Origin of the sequence: Paenibacillus puerhi (assembly GCF_009846885.1) — a bacterium.
In the GTDB taxonomy this organism is placed as follows: Bacteria; Bacillota; Bacilli; order Paenibacillales; family NBRC-103111; genus Paenibacillus_G; species Paenibacillus_G puerhi.
Window position 1 is genome coordinate 151,621 of record NZ_WUWM01000011.1, and the last position, 18,892, is coordinate 170,512.

Consider the following 18,892-nt stretch of genomic DNA (forward strand, 5'->3'; position numbering starts at 1 on the left):
TGCAAGATCCCTCCTTGTCCGGTTATGAATTGTAGCTGAGCAGCAGAGATCGGACAACCAGATACCAGCCGTCTACTAAAATAAAAAGTAAAATCTTAAACGGCAGCGAGATCATGACCGGAGGAAGCATCATCATCCCCATCGCCATCAGGGTACTGGCAATCACCATGTCGATCACCAGAAAAGGAATGAAGATCATAAAGCCCATCTGAAAGGCGGTCTTCAGCTCACTGATCGCAAAAGCCGGTACGAGCGCCGTAAGCGGCGTATCCTCGACTCCGCTAGGGGGAGCCGCTTTCGTATAATCCAAAAATAGCTTCAAATCTTTCTGCCGGGTATGCTGGAACATAAACTCTTTCATCGAGAGCGAAGCTCTCTCCAGCGCCACCGTTTGAGTAATCTCGCCTTTGCTGTAAGGCTGAAACGCGTTTTGATTGATCTCGCCGAACGTAGGCGCCATGATGAAAAAGGTCAAGAACAAAGCAAGTCCGATCAACACCTGATTCGGCGGCATTTGCTGTGTACCGAGCGAGGTTCGAACAAAACCAAGCACGATAATGATGCGCGTAAAGCTGGTCATCATGACTAGAATCGCCGGGGCGATACTCAGAATCGTAATCAACAGCAAAATGGTAACCGTTCCGGCTCCACTGCTCGGATCGTTCGAACCGCCGATATCGATATTAATACCGGGGATAGGATCCGCAGCGTAGGCTTGTCCGCCGAACGAGGCAAGCAAGATGACAAGCAGCAGCATAGCAACACATTGTAACCACGTTTTCATGACTTATCCTTCAACCGATCTGAATTATTCTCCTGCTGAAGCAGTTCTTCCATCAGCTTCTTGCGGTCGGTCATCTTGCTTTGGAATACGTGCTGGAAAGATGGATTTTCAATATCGATTTCTTCTTCCACTTCAGGCTTTTGTCGGCGATTTTTGAGCCAATCTCCTATGGATTGCAGGCTAGGACCGGAGAAGGCGGGCCCCGTTGACATCATCTCGGTGATGATTGCGACTTCTTCCTCATCCGCAACCTTCTCCAGCAGCTGAACATTTTCGCCAACGCCCACGATATAAAGAGATTTGCCGATCTCGACGACCTGAATCGATTTATTCGGACCGAGCGGCAATCCGCCGAGTGAGCGGATCGACCGTCCGGCGAACACCTTATTTTTTTGTGAAATGATCTTCACAATAATGAAGAAGATGACGATAATAACAATAAGAAAAAAGATAACTTTCATGATCATACCGAAGGTATCCCCTGCCGAATATAAGGAATCCGGTGAGTCAAAAGGACTCGAACCGGGTGCCTCCGTTTCCGTCTTCCCGAAACAAACAGCAGTGAACACCACTGTCTGTAACCATGCGGCGAAAACGGTAAGCAACGTCTTGGTTGCGAGTCTCTTCAATGTTCACATTCCCTTCAGTTTGTGTGAAAGCACCGCTGGTGTATATCCTAGAGGCGCGAGCAACGCTTAGCTGATTAGCCAAGCGTCTTTTTGATCGCCTCGATAACACGGTCCGCTTGGAAAGGCTTCACGATGAAGTCCTTGGCCCCAGCTTGAATAGCATCGATAACCATCGCCTGCTGACCCATGGCGGAACACATAATAACCTTTGCGTTCGCATCGATTTTCTTGATTTCCTTCAGAGCCTGAATACCATCCATTTCCGGCATCGTGATATCCATCGTAATCAGATCAGGACGAAGCTCTTTAAATTTCTCAATGGCTTGAGCTCCGTCATTACCTTCGCCAACTACCTCATACCCATTTTTTGTCAAAATATCGCGGATCATCATTCTCATAAATGCTGCATCGTCTACAATCAAAATTCGGTTAGCCATGGGTATCAAGTCCTCCTAAGAAGTGTGTAATTTAATATTGTTGAAGTTTTTGAATTCGGTCCCACTGATTGACGATATCTGTGACGCGAACACCGAAGTTCTCATCAATGACGACGACCTCGCCTTTGGCTATCAGCTTGTTATTGACCAGAATATCGACAGGCTCGCCAGCCAGCTTGTCCAGCTCAATGATCGATCCTTGAGAGAGCTCCAGGATATCTTTGATCACTTTGTGCGTGCGTCCAAGCTCAACCGTCACCTTTAACGGAATATCCAACAGGAGATTCAGGTTGGTATCCTCTGCTGCCGATAACGGAGGCGGGGCGAAATTGGAAAACTGGGCAGGCTGTACGTTCACGTTGCGGCTAGTCGGCACTCCATAATTGGCAGGCTGCGGCGGGTAAGCCGGCTGCTGCTGGTACATCGGCTGCTGATAACCGGGATGCTGCATAGGCGGCTCCTGGTACATCGGCTGTTGATAGCCTGGATGCTGCATAGGCTCCTGATACATCGGTTGTTGATAAGGCGGCTGCTGCATCGGCTGCTGATACGGGTCCTGCTGGAACGGCGCAGACGCCGCCGGGGCCTGGGGTGCAGGAGCGGGAGCCGCAGAAGCTGCCGGAGCGGAAGGCACAGAAGGTGCAGGTGCAGCCTCCGAAGCCTCGGACATGTCCGTACCGCCCATCAGTATTGATACCATGTCCCTTGCGAATCCGACCGGTAGGAGCTGCATAATCGTGGAATCGATCAAGTCTCCGATCGTCAGACGGAACGAGATTTTGATAAACACCTCTTCATCTGGAATCGAAGAAGAATCGCCCCCTTCTGTCAGATCCATAATATCGATACCTGGAGGTGAAATGTTGACAAATCGGTTGAAAATGGTCGACATCGAGGTGGCTGACGACCCCATCATCTGATTCATCGCTTCTTGTACGGCGCTGATGTGGATATCGGACAACTCCATGTTTTGACCGGTACCATCTCCGCCCATCATCAAATCAGCGATAACTTGAGCATCCCGTGTTTTGATTACAAGGAGATTGATGCCATGGAAACCATCGACATAGTCGACATGGACAGCCACATGAGGCTTTGGAAATTCCTTAACCAGATCCGTCCTAGCAATGACCGATACCTTGGGCGTCGTGATGTCTACCTTTTTACCCAGCAATGTCGATAAGGCTGTGGCGGCACTTCCGAATGTAATGTTTCCGATCTCGCCAAGCGCATCCTGCTCCAGCGGCGTCAGGTATTCTTCAACCCGTGGCCCCATGGCATCCGAAAATTCAGAACCGCCCGATCCGCTGTTTTCAGAAGATTGTCTCAGTAAAGCGTCGATCTCCTCTTGAGACAAATAATCTTTATTCGTCATTCTCTTCTACTCCTTCTTGAACAACTTCACTGATTTGTATCGCCAGCTTGCCACGGGTTGTTCCCGGTGTGCCATAATACTTTACATTCTCGCCGATCCTTATGTGCAGCGGTTCATCCACGGATCGGTTCAAGGCAATGACGTCTCCTGCATTCAAGCTCAGGAATTCTTTGACCGAGATCTGGGAAGCACCGAGCTCTGCGATGATGGGCAGCTTCGCTTTGTGCAGCCTGCTCTGGAGCGCCATCATCTCTTCGGGGGCGCTGGTTTTTTTCTGTGATACAAACCAGTGATGGACCGACAGTCTGGGCATGATCGGCTCAATGACGACATGCGGAATACAGAGGTTGATCATGCCTGTCGTATCGCCAATTTTCGTGCTGAGCGAGATCAGAGCGATCGTTTCATTCGGCGATACGATCTGCATAAATTGCGGATTTGTCTCAAGTGAATCCAGCCGTGGGGACAAATCCACTACCGTCTTCCATGCTTCCTGCAGGCTTTCGAACGCGCGGCTAAAAATTCGCTCCATCACAATCGTTTCGATTTCCGTCAAGGCGTTGATCTTGGTCGGAGAAGTGCCTGCGCCGCCAAGCAGCCGGTCGAGCATTGCGAAGGCGACGTTCGGGTGCACCTCGAGCACCATTCTACCTTCCAGCGGTTCCGCTTCGAAGATATTCAGTATCGTCATCTTGGGAATTGAGCGGATAAATTCATCATAAGGCAATTGCTCGACTTGTACCACATTAATCTGCACAAATGTTCTTAATTGAGCAGAAAAATAGGTCGTCAGGAAACGGGCGAAGTTTTCATGAATACGTGTCAAGCTTCGGATATGGTCCTTGGAGAAGCGCACCGCACGTTTAAAATCGTAAGCCCGGACCTTTTTCTGCGTATCTTCCTTTTTAAGCTCTTCCGCATCCATTTCCCCAGAAGAGAGCGCAGCAAGCAAAGCGTCAATCTCATTCTGCGATAATACATCCACCATGTCTCGTCACCCCCTTGTTACTGATTAACCTATTTTCGTCCCGTTACTGCAGCACGATATCGGTAATCAAAATTCGCTGCAGCTTCCCGTTGTGCAGCTCTTCATTCATTCTATTCATAAGGGCAGAGGTAAGATTGTCAAAGCCTTTCTTGCCCGACACCTGATCCGGCGTCATATCGGCTAACGTTTGTATGACAATGGCCTTCATACGACTTTGCAGTTTTTCGAAATCTTCCTTACCCTTTTTGTTTTCAAGTTCAAAGGCAAAGCTCACTTTCACGAATTTATTGCTTGCACCGTTGCCCGATCCAGCGAGATTCGTCAGCACTTCTTTCATCTCAACGGTGAATTCCTTCACCTGGTCAGGCGTCAGTATCTTGCCGGACTTCACACCACGCGCCGAGTTTTGCGCTTGTGCGGTCGCATCGGAAGCACCCGACTTGTCCATATAGTTCCATAAAACGAACGCCGCGGTTAAGATTAAGGTAATGGCGATGAGGATTGCAACGACCATAATAAAAATTTTGCTTTTAAACAACTTACGACCCCTCCGAATTCAAGCTCTTCATCGTACCGCCGATGAGACCAACGGCCTGCATAAAGCTCTGTACCAATTCGACTACTTCCGGCACAGGTTCGAGCACCATGATTTTTTTACCGTTTACGAGCGAGATCATCGTATCCGGCGTATCCTCAATCGTTTCAATGAGCAAAGCATTAATGGTAATCGTTTTGCCGTTTAGTCGGGTCAGCTTGATCATAGGCTTTCCTCCGGTTCGGATAATCGGGGGAGGCGGGCTCCCCCGTTGGTACTAGCTTATCCTATATTACCGCTTTAGATTGACGACTTCCTGCAATACCTCGTCCGAGGTTGTGATGATCCGCGAGTTGGATTGGAAACCGCGCTGCGCGATAATCATCTCTGTAAATTCCGAAGTCAGGTCGACGTTAGACATCTCCAGCTGTCCGGACACGATTGCTCCGGTGCCGGTCTCGGGATTAGCTGCCAGCGCCGTCCCCAGGTCCAGCTCTTCGGGATTGGAGTTCGGTGTCATTCTATACAGGTTGCCCCCGATCTTCTCAAGCCCTGCCGGGTTGACAACCTTGGCCACTGCTATAAACTGTCCGGTCGGTGTTGCTGTACCATCAGCTCCAACCGAAATGATTTCACCCGCTTGGGAGATGGAGAATGCCGTAACACCGTCCTCAAGCGTTACTCCGGCGCCCTCGGTATTTAGCACGAACATTCCGTCCGCATTGACCAGCCGATTCAGCGAATCCAGCTCAAAATTGCCTGCGCGGGTCAAGTACGGTCCTTCGGCGCCGTCCAGGGCTGGAGAAATCGCGAAGAATCCGTCGCCGTCAATCCGCAGATCCGTCGGCTTGTTCGTCGTCATCGCGCTGCCCGGCGTGTGGAGCGTATCGATCGCAGCTACGGTCACGCCAAGACCGATCTGCTTGGAGTTAACCCCGCCCCTTTCGTCGGTTGGAGCCGAAACGCCGGAGACGGTTTGGCTCAAAATGTCCTTAAACATGACCCGGCCGGCTTTGAAGCCAACCGTATTTACGTTTGCAATATTGTTGCCGATGACGTCAAGCTTCGTTTGAAATCCTCTCATGCCCGAGACGCCTGAATACAGAGACCTTAACATTGATCATTGCCTCCTATTGGCTGAGCTAGCCAGCCGCTCGCTTTACTTAACAGGTTGTTTCTATCGGTCCACAACCAAAGGCCTCCGTGTTCCGGGCCAGCCTCTACGTAATAATCATGGCGCTATCAATCTGCGTAAACAAATTGTCCTTCATCGCGAGCCCATCCATCGCCGTGACAACCGTCCGGTTTTTGATGTTTACGATTAAAGCCGTATCGTTGATCAGCATTAACGTGTCTTTAGCGCCTTTCGTTGCTGCTTTATCGATGGCCGTGTTGATTTTGGCCAGTTGCTCGGGCTTAAACTGAATCCCTCGCTGATGCAAACGCTCTTCGGCATGATGACTGAACCTTACAAACTGCTTCTGCAGGATCGAGTCGAAGCTTGAGCTTCCCGCAGGCCGATCGGCTGCGGTCTTGGAACGTGCTGGCGCCATGGGAGTCGGGTACAAGCTGCCAGCTGTTATCCGCTCGTTCATGAGGAGGTCTCCCCCTCGCCCGCCGGATTCGTAATCTGCGAAATATGTTCCAGCGAAATGTCCTCGCCGTTTACTTTAGCGAATTGCTCGCCTTTCTTCACCGTAATCGACTCGACGATTCCCTTCCTCGTATGGGAGGTTCCGTCATTATCCTCATAGGACCAGCTGATCTCTTTGCCGATCAGGCCGGAAGCGAATCCGAGCGATTGACGAAGCAGCTTCATCTCAGTAGCCATATTGGTTAGCTGCTCGACTGAAGTGAATTGCGCCATCTGGGCAATAAACTCCTTATCCTGGAGAGGCTGCGTCGGGTCCTGATGCTTAAGCTGGGTGATCAGAATTTTCAAAAACTGGTCTTTCCCCAAGTTGTTGGCATCCTTATTCGCTTCCGCTTTGCTTACGTTAGATTTTGAATAATAAGGCCATATGTTTTTCGTGCTGATATTTGAATCCGCCACGTGATTTCACCTCCTGCCCTTCGCTTGCCATGCGAGCTACATTAGGCGGTAAAGTCGATCGAGCCTTCATTGCCTGCAAGCCGCAAACGACTCGCGAGCGCTTCTTCCTCCGCCTTCACATCTTCCACCGTTACGTCCTTACCGTTCGACTTCTGCTGCTTCTGGGACTGAGGCTGCTGCTGTCGTCCTTCCTGGAACATACCGGATTGGTAGCTCTGGCTTTGGCTTACTTCAAGCTTGTCGACTTGAATACCCTGAGCTTGCAGGGAGGTACGAAGCTGGGAAAGCTGACCTTCCAGCATTTCTTTACCGGTCAAGCTATCCGCCATAAACTGAGCGATCAGCTGTCCGTTGTGCATCGTCAGCTTGACTTCGACATGACCCAAGTGCTGAGGATACAGCGATATGCGGGCTTCCGTTACCCCTTCTACCGATGTGCCAAGCACAAACGAGCTAACGACGAACTTGGTCATCTCATCGCTAAAGGTCGCTGCGGGCATTTGCAGCACGGCTGTTCTGGCGGCCTGGTGGCTTGTCGCGTTTTGCTTCATCCAGTCGTTCACCGTCATCGGTACGGGTGGCTCGGCTTCAACATGATCGCTTGGCAAAAGCTCGAATAGAGGAGCCTCTTCCCGGGATGTCGTCTCCAGTGCCATCTGAATCGCCTGATGCCTCGTAGCAAGGACCTCCAGCTTCTGCATCGCTTGAGGGATGACTTGTACTGGCACAGCTTCATCAGTCGCACTCGCATCTCCGGCTCCAGTATTCGCCAGTGATTGCTGCTGCACCGTCGTATGATCCTTCCTAGGCTGATTCGTTTCCCCCAGTTGAGCTGCAGCATGCAGCAGGACCGACGGTAACTCCTTCAAGGTCTGTTGAACAGACGGCTCCTTCGTCGCTGTTACGGCGAGCTCCTTCAGCTGCTTCAGCATATGTAAAGCTTCGTGCAGATCAATAGGTGCTTGGACTTCCTCCCCGCCGTCAGCCGTTACGGTATGTGGAGTCAACGGGACAAACAGCATAGGATTTAATGCCAAGGCATCACCCTGTTCATCACTTTCCTCGGCCTCAAGCTTTCGATCCGCGGGTACGGTGGATTCTTCCCCCTCCGTTACGGACCGGCCTGCCGTCATCTGTGCGAGCAGCGACTGCAGATCCTGCAACCAGCTTTGAAGCTCCGGTATTTGCAGCAAATCATTCCCTTGCCCGGCTGCGTCCGCCTGCTCCAGCAGTCCGATGAGCCCGTCCAATTGTTCGAGTTGCAATCCGGCCATCTGTTCCTCGTTCAAGCCGCCTTGAGCAAGCATTGGCGCGAGCATCTGGATGAGTGCGGACAGACCACTGCCTGCTCCCTTCCCGCTTGCGCCTGTCGAGCCGTCAGACGCCATAACGCCGGATAGCGCGATATTAAACGAGTTCGTACCTGTCGCCGTTGCCCCTGCTCCTGTAGAGGAGGATGCATTTGTAGTTGCGATTGCTATAGGTGCCGATTGAATTTCCATAGATTTCACCTCCCTTCATGCCTTGTTATTGAACGAGTCTTGCCGAGATCAAAGCTGCCGTTTCTTTGGATGCGTCGGATATCGCGGAAAGTATCTTGGATCGTCCTGCGTTATCTACCGACTTGAGAATCGAAAGCACCTTATCCGGGTTCGTGTTTTGGAGCTCCAACAGTACAGTAGCAGCGCTCTTCGGCGTCATGTTGGCAAAGGTCGAGCCCAGATCATCCTTGCTAAGCTGATCCGAAGCAGCAGCTGCAGCCGGGACCGCCGCTTTCTGAAGACGTTCCTGCAGAGCAGCGATTTGCGTATCGCGCACTTGCTTCTGATCCTTCAGCAGGATAGAGGCATCCGCCGCTTTTTTGGCATCCATTTTCTCCAGAATTTTCACCCGCTCGTCCGTCTTCATCATACTGAGTACAAGAACCTGCTCATTTAGCGTGAGATTCTCCATGATAGGCGCCGACTTGCTCGGAGACATCTTGGCGTACATGGAAGCCAGCTGTTGAATTTGGGTCGAATATTCTTCATCCGATTGCGTCTTGGACTTCATCTGCTCTTCGAGCTCGCTGTTCTTCAACTGCAGATCTTTGATGGTCTGCTCCCTCTGCTGCAGGGCAGCCTCCGCCTTCCTCAGCTCCTGCGCTGCGGCATCGGCTTGCGAGGTGATCTGTGCGATCGTCTCCTCTGCTGTCGGTTCGGCCGCTTCTTTGGCCGTCCCTTGTACGCCGGTTGCCGGCACAGCAGGAGCCTCGCTTTTCGGAGCCGGAATCACGCGATTGACGATCGGAATTTTATGGGCCGTCTTAAGCGCGCTGTTCATGATGTCATAGTCGAAGATCGTCAAAAGCACGCCGAGCAGAACGGCCGTAAAAACGAACGGGATGAGGAACCAGATCAGAAAACGCTCCATGGCTCCATAGGAAGCCGGTTGTTCCGAATCTGCTTTTGCCATTCCCTCACCTCCCTTTCCAAACTGATTACACGGGTCTTACATACCGGTTGGTCGCCATCTCGTCGAGCTGGTCCTGTTCCTTCTTTAGCAGATCGGCGGCAAAGCGCTGATAGGCCTTTTCCTTGGCTTTATTCCATACTTTCTCCTGAAGCACTTTGCCGTTCAAATCCTCCTGCTTCAGCTGCACCACCGTCTTGGCCTGCTGCAGATCGCGCTGCTTGGATTGAATCCGGCCTTCGATATGATCGACATAGCCTTGAAGCACTAACAAATTCGAAACCGTAGTGCGGTGACCGGAAACCTTATGTAGCTCCTCCTGCATATCGTACTTGGATTGCTGCAGCTCGGTCAGCGTTGTTTCTTCCCGGCGCATCACGCCGATCGCCTCCGATAGAACCCACTCAGCTTGCGTTTTCTCATTTTCCTTCAGATCGACGATCTTCTGAAAAGCGTACCGAAACCGCATAAGTCGTCTCAACCCCTATAAAATTGTTGAATTAACTGCTCCGTCGCATCCGCGTAAGTCAATTTGTCATGCACCCGCTGCTTGGTGTAATCGTTGATCGATTGAATCGAATCCATCGCATGATCAATTTCCGGGTTGGAACCCCGCTGATACGCCCCGATATTGATCAAATCCTCCGAATCCTTATAGATAGACATTAATCTCTTCAAATTTTCGGCGGCAAGCTGCTGCTGCTCAGGGACGATTTCTTTCATTACGCGGCTTACGCTGGCCAGCACGTCGATGGCCGGATAATGGCCCCGGTTAGCAATGTTCCGGTTCAAGACAATATGTCCGTCCAATATACCGCGCACGGCATCCGCAATCGGTTCGTTCATATCGTCCCCGTCGACAAGCACGGTATAGAACGCCGTAATCGAGCCCTTAGGTCCGGTACCCGACCTTTCCAGCAGTTTCGGCAGCGTAGCGAATACGGACGGGGTATATCCTCTTGTAGCAGGCGGTTCGCCGACCGCAAGTCCGACCTCGCGCTGCGCCATCGCATACCGTGTCACCGAGTCCATCATAAGCATGACATTCAAGCCTCGGTCCCTAAAGTATTCCGCAATGCTCGTAGCGATAAGCGCGCCCTTGATCCGAATAAGCGCAGGCTGGTCAGACGTAGCGACGACGACAACCGAGCGGGCCAGCCCTTCCGGGCCCAGATCGCGTTCGATAAAGTCAAGAACCTCGCGGCCCCGTTCTCCGATCAGCGCAATTACGTTTACGTCGGCCGCGGTATTTCTGGCGATCATGCCCATCAGCGTACTTTTCCCGACGCCCGAACCGGCGAATATCCCGACCCGCTGGCCACGGCCAATGGTCAGCAGGCCATCGATACAGCGGACGCCCACGCTGATCGGCTCCAGCACCCTGGGACGCTTCAAAGGATTGCTGGGCGCATTATGCGTCGAATAATGCGTCATTCGCGAAGGCAGAAACGTTCCATCAAGCGGTTGGCCAAGCCCATCAAGTACCTTGCCGAGCAGCTCATGGCCGACCTGCACCGTCAGCGGCTTGCCCGTGCCTACGACATCGCAGCCGGGTCCGATCGCATGAAGCTCGCCCAAAGGCATCAGGATGACCTTATTATTTTTGAAGCCGACGACCTCGGCCTTCAAGGGCTTGTTCGACTTGAACGGATAGATGTAGCACACGTCGCCGACGCTGGCATCAGGGCCTTCCGATTCAACCGTCAGTCCGATAACCTGGGTTACCTTGCCGTTTACGCGAATAGGATCCATCTGTCGAAGATGCTCGATATATTTCTGTGCGGATGGTATCTGCATGCGCCTTAGGCCTCCTCGTCATGGCTGGCTAGCTGTTGCAGGGCCTGCTTGATTTCATTCAACTGCGTATCTATGCGTGCATCTATGCTGCCAAACGAGGATCGGATAACGCAACCTAGATCTTGTACAGAGCCATCTGGAATAATTTGCAGCTCTGCCTGAGAATCAATGTGCAACAAAAGCTCTTCTCTTGCGTCTTGTATATAGGAGAACTGCGAAGGCGCGACGCAAAGTGCGATAAGGCCTTGCTCTCTTCGACGGGAAAGCACCTTACGGATCAGGTCCTTCACCCATTCCGGCTCAAGCGTCAGCTGCCTTGCCACGATCTTCTCGGCGATAGAGCAGCTCATCTCGATCAAGAACGGTTCGGCCTCCTGAATGATATCTTGCTTCAATACATAAGCTTGCTGCAAGATCTGCGAGGCCTCCTCGAGCATCTGATCATAGCGCTCGCGAAGCTCTGCCTCCGCTTGAACGCGGCCTTCCTCGTATCCTTGACGAAGTCCCTGTTCCTTTGCTTCCGCAAAAGCCGCCTGGTCGAGCTGTCTTCGCTCCTGCCACCAGCCGTCGATTTCCAATTGCGCATGTTCCTTGAGAGCGGACGCTTCTTCCAAGGAAGCCCGTACCTGCTCTTCGGCAAATGCTTGCGCATCCTGGATAATCTGTTCCTTCACCTGCTGCAGCTCGTCCATTTCCAGCTGCTGCTCGGCGGTCAAGCCTTCTTGTTCGGTCTCTACGTGCTGCGGAACAGGCGGTGCGGGATGCTCAACAATCTTGGTATCCTCCACCGGTACATACTGGAAATACTTGATGACATTAGACAATAATATCATCTCCTCCGCCACGCGCGATGATGATTTCACCGGCTTCTTCCAAGCGGCGTATCGTAGCTACGATACGGGTTTGAGCTTCTTCGACATCGCGCAGCCGGACAGGTCCCATGAACTCCATTTCCTCACGGAACGATTCGGCCATGCGCTTGGACATGTTCTTAAAGATCGCTTCACGCACTTCTTCGCTGGCCACCTTGAGCGCAAGCTGGAGGTCGGCATTCTCGATATCGCGGATAATGCGCTGGATCGAGCGGTTGTCGATATTGACGATGTCCTCGAAAACAAACATCCGCTTCTTGATTTCTTCGGCCAATTCCGGATCTTGAATCTCGAGCGAATCCAGAATCGTCCGCTCCGTCCCCCGATCGACGCCGTTCAGGATCTGGACGACCGATGAGATGCCGCCGGCGTTCGTGTAGTCCTGCGTGACCGTCGCGGACAGCTTTTGCTCCAGCACCCGTTCGACCTGGCTGATGACCTCAGGCGAGGTGCTGTCCATCAGCGCAATCCGTTTAGCCACATCGGCCTGTTTCTCCTGAGGCAGCGAGGACAGGATGATCGAGGCTTGCTCCGGTTGCAAATACGAGAGAACAAGCGCGATAGTCTGCGAATTCTCGTTCTGGATAAAGTTCAGGATCTGGGCGGGGTCCGCCTTGCGGGCAAAGTCGAACGGCCTCACCTGCAGGGTTGCCGTCAAACGATTGATGATGTCGAGCGCCTTCTGAGAGCCCAGCGCCTTCTCCAGAATCTCCTTGGCGTACGAGATACCTCCTTGCGAGATAAACTCCTGAGCCAGGCAGATCTGGTGGAATTCAGCCATAATGGCCTCTTTTTCGGCATTATCGACTTTTCTTACGTTTGCGATCTCCAGTGTCAGCTGTTCGATTTCCTCGTCACGAAGGTGTTTGAAAATTTGCGCCGATACTTCCGGACCCAAGCTGATTAATAGAATGGCGGCTTTCTGTCGTCCCGTTAACATCGGTTGCTGCATTTTAGCCAAGCTTCAAACACCTCTATTCGTCTACTAACCAGGTGCGCAGCAGATTGACAAACTCTTCCGGCTTGCGTTTGGCCAACTGCTCCAGCTGTTTGCGCACTTGGTTCTCATTGGTAACATTGTCGATATCGATGGTCGGGAACTCGACCTTCGCCGCAGCCGCTTCTTCCAGAAGCGCAGCTTCCTCGGCTTCTTCCTGCGCTCTGCGTCTTTTGCGAATCATCCAGTAGGCGCCTACGCCAATCAAGGCCAGCGCTAACCCGCCAAGTCCGCCATACAGCAGAGCCGTATTCGACGCAAGTCCTTGATCGGCATTCGTTTTAGCGAACGTGTGAGGAAACACCGTCACTTTTTTAACCAGATCCTCGTCGGTTAAGGCCATCTTATTGTCCGCTAAAGCGGCGCGTACGATGTTTACAAGAATTTGTCTGACCGCTTCAGTCGTTTCCGGCGTAAGGGAAGCAGGATTATTTGGATCAGGTGGTTCAACTCCGACATTAATGGTTAAATCTTTTACGACGTAAGGTGTGGCTACAACTTCTTGAGTAATCCGGTTCACTTCGCGGTTAACGGTTCTCTGAAGTTCTTCCGAGGTCGTTCTGCCTCCGTTATTGGCCCCTTGATAGCCCGGAACATCCGTTGCGCCGGTGCCCGGTACACCGCCATTGGCTGCAGAGCCGTCGCTGGTGTAGTTCTTCTGAATTTCCTGGATAGAAATTTCCAGACCTGTCTGATCGACTTCGTTCGGTGCCGTAACCAAATTGCTAGTCGAGCTGGTCTGATCAAAGTTCATAGTTGAGAACACGCTGACGATGACTTTGTCCCGGCCAAGAATGGTGCCGAGCATCTGCTGAACATTGCGCTGCACATCATTGCGGAACTGATTGTTGATCTCGAAGTGATCGCGTGCCAGACTAGCGGAGCCCATGGTTTTACCGTTTGTCTTCGAGTATTCCAGCGGATCCCCGTTCTGATCGGAAATCGTGATGTTCTCGATCGGCAACCCCTTCACACTGTGGGATACGAGATTATACATCGTATCGACCTTAGCCTGATCAAGCTGATAGCCCGGCTTCACCTCGAGAACGACGGAAGCCGTCGCTTTCTCCGGTTCCTGCCCCTTCGGCAGAAAGACCGTTTCCTTGGGCATGCTGATCAGTACTTTGGAGCTAGCAATGGCATTGTTGGAATTGATCAGCTGCTGCAGCTCGCCTTGCACCGCATTGATATATTTCACATCAAATTCACGGTCGGTCGTTCCAAATGTGCCGCTTTGGCTGAAAGCGCCGTACCCGACATTTCCGGTTTTATTTAACCCCTGCGATTCGACAGCCAGCTTCACGTTCGCCACTTCACTCCGGGGAACTCCGATGCTCTTCCCGTCGTCACTCAGTTGATAAGGAATTTTCGCTTCGTCGAGATACCCTTTGATCGAAGCCGCATCGCTTGGTTGAAGATTGGTATAAGCGAGTGCATATTCCGTCTTAGAAAAATTATAGCTGATGATGCCAACTGTCAGTATGACTAATATCACAGTCGCGATCAGCGTGAATCTTTGCGTTTTGCTAAATTGATCCCAATATTGTTTAACCCGATTCCAATATTGGAGCAAATTCTCGTTCACTCTTTCACCCCATCCGGTTAACCGTCACTTGGATTGTTCAAGATTAGACCTGCATTCTCATGATTTCTTGATAAGCTTCGATGACTTTGTTCCTCACTTGAACGGTCAGCTCTAGTCCGAGGGATGCTTTTTCCGATGCGATCATCACTTGGTGTACATCCGAAATTTCACCTTTGATAAATTGAGTGTTCAGTTTGTCCACTGCAGCCTGCTGAGCGTTGAGGTCGGATATAGCGCCGGTTAAGTATTGGCTGAATTGATGGGCTACATCGGAAGCGCTCATCGCGCTCGGCTGAGCGGCCTTCACCATCTGTAAAGGCGAAAGACTTACTTTATCAATCATGGTCGAAACCCCTTCTATATTCATATGTCCCGCTATGGCCCTCTTCGTTCATGCTATCTGCCGATTTCCAGCGCTTTCGTTATCAAACCTTTCGAAGCGTTCAATGCGGTTACGTTAGCCTCATAGGACCGGGTGGCCGAGATCATATCGACCATTTCCTTCATAATGTCGACATTCGGCATCATCACGAAACCATTGGTGTCCGCGTCGGGATGCGTCGGATTATAGACTTGTTTCAGCGGAGACGTATCTTCGAAAACTCGTGCGACCCGTACTCCCTCTCCTGCGCCAGCGTCTTGACCCGACATAGCATGTTGAAGCGAGTACGCAAAATTTTGCGGCTTCGACTCCAGGGTTACTAGTTTCCTTTGATAAGGAACCCATTTCCCATTGACCATCTGAGCCCTCGTCGAATCGGCATTGGCGATGTTCGAGGAAATCACATCCATACGAAAGCGCTGCGCGGTCAATGCTGAAGCGCTGACGTCGTATCCGTTGGTAAGTCTCATGCGTTATCCCCTTCCTCCGATAGCCGTTCTGAATTTTTTGATGTCGCCATTAACCTGCTGAACGATCGTGTTGTACCGAAGCTGATTTTTGGCCATTAGGGCCATCTCATAGTCAATGTCGACATTGTTCGCATTGTTGTTCATCGTCGTCTGATTGTCCCTTACAATCGCAGGCTCCGGATTCGCAGGCCGTCCGATGACAAAATGTCTCGGGTCTGTCCGGAAGCCCTGCAGGGATTTCATCCCCATCTCTTGCTGCAGCATCTCCTCGAACTTAACTTCGGACCTCTTGAAATAAGGCGTATCGACATTCGCAATATTGTCGGCGACGACCTTTTGTCGCAAGGTAGCTGCGCCAAGCGAACGCTCCATCAGCTGGAAGCCCGGCTTATTCAGGATCATCATAAGGTAGAATCCCACTTTCGTTAGAAGTAATCTGTGAGTAGTTATTCAACATGGAACTCTGAATATCCTCCTTCCTTCGACAATATGTTCGAAAAAAATAATAGGAGAATACAATTTCTTGCACTTCAAAATGCGATTACGTAGTAACTCAGAACTATATCTATATTGAAGAAAGATGGAAATGATTACAATAAGAAAAAAGCCCTATATTTTCTATATAGGACCTATCTTAGGGAAGAATTATAGATAAAACTATAAATATCAAGCAATCTTTAGGATTTCACCTGTTGAATGCCTGTCAAGAGCTGCTCATTCAGGACGCGAATATACGTTCCCTTCATGCCAAGCGACCGGGTCTCGATAACTCCCGCGCTTTCCAGCTTTCGGAGGGCATTGACAATAACTGAACGTGTAATGCCTACGCGGTCGGCTATTTTACTCGCCACAAGCAGGCCCTCGGTCCCGTCCAGCTGCTCGAAAATATGCTCCACCGCTTCCAGCTCGCTAAAGGACAGGGAACCTACCGCCACCTGGACGACCGCTTTGCTGCGCGCTTCGATTTCGATCTGCTCGGCCTTCTCCCGGAGAATCTCCATCGCCACTACCGTAGAGCCATATTCGGCAAGAATAAGATCGTCGTCGACGAATTCTTTGCCGTACTTGGTTAACACCAATGTCCCCAAGCGTTCGCCGCCTCCAATGATCGGAACCACGGTGATATAAAAGCTGACTCCATGCGCATGATCCCCAAAAACGTCATAAGGCGAGCCCGCCTCCAGGTTCGAGGACGTATCGGAGACTTGAAGCAGAAGCTCGTTATAGTCGGCAGGAAACCGTTTCTCGTGAAGAACCGCAAGGTTGCCCAGTTGATCGCTTCCTTGCGGCGCTACCGAATTGCCGAGCACCTTCCCCCTTCGGCTGACCACATAAATATCCGCATACAAAATATCGCTGAGCACCGCAGCCATATCCTTAAAGCTGACCGGATTGCCCGCTTCTTTTTGAAGCAGTTTATTCAGCCTTCTGGTCTTCGTCAACAATGTCATGATTTATTGCCTCCAAGTCATGCGCGATTACAAGATATACTGGCTGAGGTCGCGGTTTTGTACGATGCTCGACAGCTTCTCCCGTACATATTCGGGCGAGATGACGATTTGCTCCAGCGTGATCTCGGGAGCTTCGAAGGACAAGTCCTCCAACAGCTTCTCCAGGATCGTATGCAGCCTGCGCGCCCCGATATTATCGGTATTCTGATTCACTTCCGCCGCGATTCGGGCAATTTCCTGAATCGCCGCCTCGGAAAACTCCACCCGGATTCCTTCCGTCTCCAGAAGCGCCGTATACTGCTTGGTAAGTGCATTTTTCGGCTCCTTGAGAATAAGCACAAAATCTTCTTGACTCAAGCTGCTTAGCTCAACCCGAATAGGAAACCGCCCCTGCAGCTCAGGAATCAGATCCGAAGGCTTGGCGATATGAAACGCGCCCGCCGCCATGAACAAAATATAGTCCGTTTTAACCGGACCGTATTTGGTCATAATCGTCGAGCCTTCCACGATCGGCAGTATGTCCCTCTGGACGCCTTCCCTGGATACGTCAGGACCGCCTCCGCGGCCGGAGCCAGCGATTTTATCGATTTCGTCGATGAAAATGATGCCAATTTGCTCCGCGCGCCGAACTGCCTCCTGAATCACCTCATCCATATCCAGAAGCTTCTGGGCCTCCTCCTGCAGGAGAGCCTTACGCGCCTCCTTGATCGTAAGCTTCCGCTTCTTCGTGCGCTTGGGCATCAGACTGCCGAAGATTTCCTGCATGTTCATCCCAGCCTGCTCGTTACCCTGGCCGCCCAGCATATCCAGCATGGTCGGCGAATGATCCTCGATCTCGATCTCGATGATCTGCTGCTCCAGCTCGCCGCGCTCCAGCTGCTCCTTGATCTCTTTCCTCCGGGCTGCAATGCCCGCATCCTGCTGCTCGGTCTCCGGCTCGGCCTGGGCTTGCCCTTGTCCGCCGAACAGCATCTCGAACGGGTTGCGCTGACCGCGGGCTTTAGCACTGCTAGGAACCAGAATGGAAGCGATTCGCTCGACAACCATCTGCTCGGCCTTGTCCTTCAGCCCCTCGGTTTTTTCCGTCTTCACCATCCGGATTGACGTTTCCACCAGATCGCGGACCATCGATTCGACATCGCGGCCGACATATCCGACCTCCGTAAACTTGGTTGCCTCGACTTTGATGAACGGAGCTCCGACAATTTTGGCGAGCCGCCTTGCAATCTCGGTCTTTCCGACTCCGGTAGGTCCGATCATCAGAATGTTCTTCGGCACGATCTCATCGCGGAGCGACTCCTCCAGCCGACTGCGCCGATAGCGATTTCGCAGAGCCACGGCCACCGACTTTTTCGCCTGACGCTGACCGATAATGTATTTATCCAATTCAGCTACGATTTCTTTTGGAGTTAAGCTGCTTGTTGGCACGAACGGCACCTCCCGAATAACCGAATCCATCTTTGCTCGGATGAATTCGAGTTTCTATTCAATTTCTTCCACGATTATATTGTGATTGGTGAAAACGCAGATTTCCGCAGCCATCGTCAGAGCGGCCTGGGCGATATCCTTAGCGCTCATATCCGCGGCGTAACGGTGCAAAGCGCGGCCGGCTGCAAGCGCAAAGCTGCCTCCCGAGCCAATGGCCAGAATGCCGTCATCCGGCTCGATAATTTCTCCGTTTCCCGAAATCAGCAGCAAGCCGCTCCGGTCCATCACGATCATCATCGCCTCCAGGCGCCGAAGCACCCGGTCCTGGCGCCAATCCTTGGCCAGCTCCACCGCCGCCCGCTGCAAATTCCCGTGATGCTCCTCCAGCTTGGCCTCAAACTTCTCGAACAGCGTGATCGCATCGGCAACCGAACCTGCGAAGCCAGCGATTACGTTGCCCCTATACAGCCTTCTTACTTTCTTCGCATGGGATTTCATCACCATGCTGTTGCCGAAGGTCACTTGGCCGTCTCCCGCGATAGCGCCCTTGCCCTGATGCCGAATCGCAAATATCGTAGTGGCGTGAAATGCATCCATAACCGGCGAATTCCTCCCTCTTCAAGACGAAAACTAAGCTCATGGGGCAAGCTTAGTTCGT

23 protein-coding genes are annotated in these 18,892 nt (G+C 51.9%); all 23 read right to left on the reverse strand.

Features of this window, described 5'->3' with window-relative positions; genetic code table 11:
• Positions 1 to 22: 22 nt before the first annotated feature.
• The gene (fliP, locus tag GSF01_RS12335; RefSeq protein WP_159884377.1) at positions 23 to 784 is read right to left on the reverse strand and encodes a flagellar type III secretion system pore protein FliP; all 762 of its coding nucleotides are present in this window, start codon (positions 782 to 784) and stop codon (positions 23 to 25) included.
• Positions 781 to 1,251 carry a flagellar biosynthetic protein FliO gene (locus tag GSF01_RS12340; RefSeq protein ID WP_159884379.1) on the reverse strand — a complete coding sequence of 157 codons (471 nt, stop codon included), beginning with the start codon at positions 1,249 to 1,251 and terminating at the stop codon, positions 781 to 783. Before GSF01_RS12340 ends, fliP begins: the two co-directional genes overlap by 4 nt.
• Before the next feature lie 236 nt (positions 1,252 to 1,487).
• The gene (locus GSF01_RS12345) at positions 1,488 to 1,850 is read right to left on the reverse strand and encodes a response regulator (RefSeq protein WP_072328935.1); all 363 of its coding nucleotides are present in this window, start codon (positions 1,848 to 1,850) and stop codon (positions 1,488 to 1,490) included.
• Positions 1,851 to 1,881: 31 nt separating this feature from the next.
• Entirely contained in the window at positions 1,882 to 3,225 is a 1,344-nt protein-coding gene (gene fliY, locus GSF01_RS12350) for a flagellar motor switch phosphatase FliY (protein WP_159884381.1), read from the reverse strand.
• Positions 3,215 to 4,213 carry a flagellar motor switch protein FliM gene (fliM, locus tag GSF01_RS12355; RefSeq protein WP_159884383.1) on the reverse strand — a complete coding sequence of 333 codons (999 nt, stop codon included), beginning with the start codon at positions 4,211 to 4,213 and terminating at the stop codon, positions 3,215 to 3,217. Before fliM ends, fliY begins: the two co-directional genes overlap by 11 nt.
• A gap of 43 nt (positions 4,214 to 4,256) precedes the next feature.
• Entirely contained in the window at positions 4,257 to 4,751 is a 495-nt protein-coding gene (locus GSF01_RS12360) for a flagellar basal body-associated FliL family protein (protein WP_159884385.1), read from the reverse strand.
• 1 nt (position 4,752) lies between these two features.
• Complete coding sequence (locus tag GSF01_RS12365) at positions 4,753 to 4,974, reverse strand: flagellar FlbD family protein (RefSeq protein WP_159884387.1); 222 nt, start codon at positions 4,972 to 4,974, stop codon at positions 4,753 to 4,755.
• A gap of 66 nt (positions 4,975 to 5,040) precedes the next feature.
• Entirely contained in the window at positions 5,041 to 5,865 is an 825-nt protein-coding gene (gene flgG / locus GSF01_RS12370) for a flagellar basal body rod protein FlgG (protein WP_159884388.1), read from the reverse strand.
• A 103-nt stretch (positions 5,866 to 5,968) separates the two neighbouring features.
• The gene (locus GSF01_RS12375) at positions 5,969 to 6,343 is read right to left on the reverse strand and encodes a TIGR02530 family flagellar biosynthesis protein (RefSeq protein ID WP_159884390.1); all 375 of its coding nucleotides are present in this window, start codon (positions 6,341 to 6,343) and stop codon (positions 5,969 to 5,971) included.
• Positions 6,340 to 6,801: a flagellar hook assembly protein FlgD gene (gene flgD, locus GSF01_RS12380; RefSeq protein WP_159884392.1), complete on the reverse strand. Its 462-nt coding sequence runs from the start codon at positions 6,799 to 6,801 to the stop codon at positions 6,340 to 6,342. The genes GSF01_RS12375 and flgD overlap by 4 nt, the downstream gene beginning before the upstream one ends.
• 41 nt (positions 6,802 to 6,842) lie before the next feature.
• Positions 6,843 to 8,303, reverse strand: coding sequence for a flagellar hook-length control protein FliK (locus tag GSF01_RS12385; protein WP_159884394.1), 1,461 nt, complete (start codon positions 8,301 to 8,303; stop codon positions 6,843 to 6,845).
• Positions 8,304 to 8,328: 25 nt separating this feature from the next.
• Entirely contained in the window at positions 8,329 to 9,255 is a 927-nt protein-coding gene (locus GSF01_RS12390; protein ID WP_159884396.1) for a MotE family protein, read from the reverse strand.
• A 25-nt stretch (positions 9,256 to 9,280) separates the two neighbouring features.
• A complete protein-coding gene (gene fliJ, locus GSF01_RS12395) occupies positions 9,281 to 9,721 on the reverse strand; it encodes a flagellar export protein FliJ (protein ID WP_159884398.1) in 441 nt (146 codons plus the stop codon).
• Positions 9,722 to 9,729: 8 nt separating this feature from the next.
• Entirely contained in the window at positions 9,730 to 11,049 is a 1,320-nt protein-coding gene (gene fliI / locus GSF01_RS12400; RefSeq protein ID WP_159884400.1) for a flagellar protein export ATPase FliI, read from the reverse strand.
• Between the two features lie 5 nt (positions 11,050 to 11,054).
• Positions 11,055 to 11,873 (reverse strand): FliH/SctL family protein, encoded by an 819-nt coding sequence (locus tag GSF01_RS12405; protein WP_159884402.1) that lies wholly within the window; start codon positions 11,871 to 11,873, stop codon positions 11,055 to 11,057.
• The gene (fliG, locus tag GSF01_RS12410) at positions 11,866 to 12,873 is read right to left on the reverse strand and encodes a flagellar motor switch protein FliG (protein ID WP_159884460.1); all 1,008 of its coding nucleotides are present in this window, start codon (positions 12,871 to 12,873) and stop codon (positions 11,866 to 11,868) included. The genes GSF01_RS12405 and fliG overlap by 8 nt, the downstream gene beginning before the upstream one ends.
• A 22-nt stretch (positions 12,874 to 12,895) precedes the next feature.
• Entirely contained in the window at positions 12,896 to 14,503 is a 1,608-nt protein-coding gene (gene fliF, locus GSF01_RS12415) for a flagellar basal-body MS-ring/collar protein FliF (RefSeq protein ID WP_159884404.1), read from the reverse strand.
• A 43-nt stretch (positions 14,504 to 14,546) separates the two neighbouring features.
• Positions 14,547 to 14,846, reverse strand: coding sequence for a flagellar hook-basal body complex protein FliE (gene fliE / locus GSF01_RS12420; RefSeq protein WP_159884406.1), 300 nt, complete (start codon positions 14,844 to 14,846; stop codon positions 14,547 to 14,549).
• Between the two features lie 53 nt (positions 14,847 to 14,899).
• Entirely contained in the window at positions 14,900 to 15,355 is a 456-nt protein-coding gene (gene flgC, locus GSF01_RS12425; protein WP_159884408.1) for a flagellar basal body rod protein FlgC, read from the reverse strand.
• A 3-nt stretch (positions 15,356 to 15,358) separates the two neighbouring features.
• Entirely contained in the window at positions 15,359 to 15,760 is a 402-nt protein-coding gene (gene flgB, locus GSF01_RS12430; RefSeq protein WP_159884410.1) for a flagellar basal body rod protein FlgB, read from the reverse strand.
• Positions 15,761 to 16,032: 272 nt separating this feature from the next.
• On the reverse strand, positions 16,033 to 16,806 hold the full coding sequence (codY, locus tag GSF01_RS12435; RefSeq protein WP_159884412.1) for a GTP-sensing pleiotropic transcriptional regulator CodY: 774 nt from the start codon (positions 16,804 to 16,806) through the stop codon (positions 16,033 to 16,035).
• 27 nt (positions 16,807 to 16,833) lie between these two features.
• Complete coding sequence (hslU, locus tag GSF01_RS12440) at positions 16,834 to 18,234, reverse strand: ATP-dependent protease ATPase subunit HslU (RefSeq protein ID WP_159884414.1); 1,401 nt, start codon at positions 18,232 to 18,234, stop codon at positions 16,834 to 16,836.
• Between the two features lie 54 nt (positions 18,235 to 18,288).
• Complete coding sequence (gene hslV, locus GSF01_RS12445; RefSeq protein ID WP_159884416.1) at positions 18,289 to 18,831, reverse strand: ATP-dependent protease subunit HslV; 543 nt, start codon at positions 18,829 to 18,831, stop codon at positions 18,289 to 18,291.
• Positions 18,832 to 18,892 lie beyond the last annotated feature (61 nt).